Below are 2,520 nucleotides of genomic sequence, written 5' to 3'. Positions count from 1 at the left end.
CTGCCTGGGTCGGAATGACCTTTGTTTGAGATGCCTTGAAGCAAACCAGGGTATTACAGCAGCCCGCGTTCTGCCAGAGAGGTGCTGCTGTCACTTCCCACGATGACATGATCGAGTACCCGTATGTCGATGAGGGCCAGCGCTTCCCTGAGGCGCAGGGTGATCTGTTCATCAGCGTGACTGGGTTCGGCAACACCTGAAGGATGGTTGTGGCTGAAGATGACCGCTGCGGCGTTGTGGTGCAGACAGCGGCGCACGACTTCCCGAGGATAGACGCTGGCGCCGTCGATGGTGCCCTGAAAGAGCTCCTCGAAAGCGATGATGCGGTGACGGTTGTCGAGAAACAGGCAGGCGAAAACTTCGTAGGGGTAGGACTGGAGCCGGAACCAGAGGTATCGCCGGGTCTGTTCCGGTGAGGTCAGGGCATCGCCACGTTGCAACGATTCCCGCAGGTGGCGATGAGCCATTTCGATAACGGCCTGCAACTGGCAGTATTTGGCGTCGCCCAGGCCGTGCATGGCGCAGAATTCCTTGCGCCCTGCGGCAAGCAGGGGGCGCAGACCGCCGAATTCCTGCAGCAGCTGGCGGGCCAGATCCAGGGCGCTGATGCCTTTGCAGCCGGTTCTGAGGAATATGGCGAGGAGCTCCGCATCTGAAAGCGCCTGGGCGCCGGATTGCAGCAGTTTTTCTCTGGGACGTTCCTGTTCGGGCCAGTCGGTGATAGGCATATCTTCATCCTTGAAGTTGATTCTGTTGTTCGCCTTATTAAAACATATGGCGTTTCCCTGCCCCGGCTGATAGAAGCCACGGATGGAATTTTCAATCGCCGTCCTGGAGACTAGCGCATTCGAGGGCTGTTTTCCAGACGCTATGCCTTTGCAGGGCCTGCGGCTTGGGTTACTCTTGATTCCCTGTGTGAACAACAAGCGGCTGGTGGACAGTGGCAGGCGTTGCAAATCAGAATATTCTGTTGGGTGTGACCGGAGGGATTGCAGCCTACAAGAGCGTGGAACTGGCCCGGCTGCTGCTCAAGGCCGGTGCCAGGGTGCGTGTGGTCATGACGGAGGCCGCTACGCGCTTCGTCTCGCCTTTGACTTTACAGGCGGTGACCGGCAGTCCCGTTCGCTGCTCTCTGTTCGACGAGGAACATGAGGCTGCAATGGGGCACATCGAGCTGGCGCGCTGGGCGGATCAGATGGTGATTGCTCCTGCCAGCGCCGATTTCATGGCGCGCATGGCGTTGGGGCTGGCGAACGACCTGCTTTCCACTCTGTGTCTCGCGAGTGCCTCATCCATTGCCATCGCGCCGGCGATGAATCAGCGCATGTGGCGGCATCCCGCCGTCCAGCATAACCTTTCCCTGCTGGAAGAAAGAGGCGTGCGCGTTCTGGGGCCGGAAAGCGGCGAGCAGGCCTGCGGTGATACGGGTCCTGGCCGAATGCAGGAACCGGCGGACATGCTTGCTGCGCTTGACAGCGCTTCCGGTGCCGGTCTCTTTGCCGGGAAGAAGGTGTTGATTACCGCCGGCCCCACCCACGAGGCCATAGATCCCGTAAGGTTTATCGGCAACCGCAGTTCCGGAAAGATGGGCTATGCCCTGGCACGGGCCTTCCGGCGGGAAGGTGCTGATGTGCTGCTGGTATCCGGCCCGGTCAGCCTTCCTGCGCCACCAGGTGTAAATCGCGTTAATGTGCAAACAGCGTTGCAAATGCACAAGGCTGTCTTTGAAAACATTCATTCTGTTGATATATTCGTTGGCTGTGCGGCCGTGGCGGATTATCGGCCCGAAAATCCGCAGCAGCAGAAAACAAAGAAGCTGTCCGACAGGATGGATATCAGCCTAGTCAGAAACCCGGACATTCTTGCAGAAGTGGCTACACTTGAAGAGGGTCCTTATACTTTGGGGTTTGCTGCAGAAACGCAGAATCTGGCCGAGAATGCGCGGGCAAAGCTTTTGGCGAAGCAGGTGGATATGCTCGCCGCCAACAGCGTTGCGGAAGGGATGGGGTTCGAAAGCGATGAAAACGCATTGCTGGTCATCTGGCCGGAAGGCGAAAAGCATTTGCCTGTGCAGGACAAGCAACAGCTGGCCGAGGCGCTGTTGGGTGTACTGGCGGATCAGTATCGGCGAGATGAATAACATCTTGACTCGGCGACATATTTGGTCGCCGGGTTAATAACACATGGAAACGGAATTTTTACGCCCGGGTATAGCGCCCGATGGGGGAACAGGTGTCTGGTAGTACAGAAAAAACCGCAGAAGAAAAACAAGAAAGCGCAACGGAACACACAGCCAAGCCGGCCGTGCCGGATGGCCGTTCCCATTCCATGCTCTACTATTTTATTCCCGTTCTGGTTTTGCTGGTGCTGTTGATCGCGGCGCTGGTTGCCGGACAAAGCGTAAGCGCCAAAGAATCAACCCTTTTGCATCTTGTTGAGGGAGGTGTTCCAGGGTAGCAAGGCTTCGACGTCCTCAACCATCTTGGCGTTCCCAATATGCTGTAGCACATGGTTGAGATA

Annotated in this window: 3 protein-coding genes; 2 read left to right on the top strand and 1 reads right to left on the bottom strand. The window is 57.4% G+C overall.

The features are described from left to right. Nucleotides 1-53 precede the first annotated feature (53 nt). Nucleotides 54-728, bottom strand: a complete 675-nt coding sequence (radC, locus tag ACOCD2_RS16650; RefSeq protein WP_293649462.1) for a RadC family protein — start codon at nt 726-728, stop codon at nt 54-56. A gap of 212 nt (nt 729-940) precedes the next feature. On the opposite strand from radC, the gene coaBC reads away from it, so the two are divergent. Together coaBC and ACOCD2_RS16640 are read left to right on the top strand one after the other, a co-directional pair. Then, nucleotides 941-2,140, top strand: a complete 1,200-nt coding sequence (coaBC, locus tag ACOCD2_RS16645) for a bifunctional phosphopantothenoylcysteine decarboxylase/phosphopantothenate--cysteine ligase CoaBC (protein ID WP_293649464.1) — start codon at nt 941-943, stop codon at nt 2,138-2,140. Nucleotides 2,141-2,220: 80 nt separating this feature from the next. After that, a complete protein-coding gene (locus tag ACOCD2_RS16640; protein ID WP_293649466.1) occupies nt 2,221-2,457 on the top strand; it encodes a hypothetical protein in 237 nt (78 codons plus the stop codon). Nucleotides 2,458-2,520 lie beyond the last annotated feature (63 nt).

The organism is Thiolapillus sp. (assembly GCF_048562965.1).
GTDB lineage: Bacteria > Pseudomonadota > Gammaproteobacteria > Chromatiales > Chromatiaceae > Thiolapillus > Thiolapillus brandeum_A.
This window is presented reverse-complemented; position numbering and strand designations above follow the sequence as displayed.

What these genes read in the sequence shown, in the direction of transcription:
- radC (WP_293649462.1), bottom strand. Translation starts at nt 728, where the DNA reads ATGCCTATCACCGACTGGCCCGAACAGGAACGTCCCAGAGAAAAACTG.
- ACOCD2_RS16640 (WP_293649466.1), top strand. Translation starts at nt 2,221, where the DNA reads ATGGGGGAACAGGTGTCTGGTAGTACAGAAAAAACCGCAGAAGAAAAA.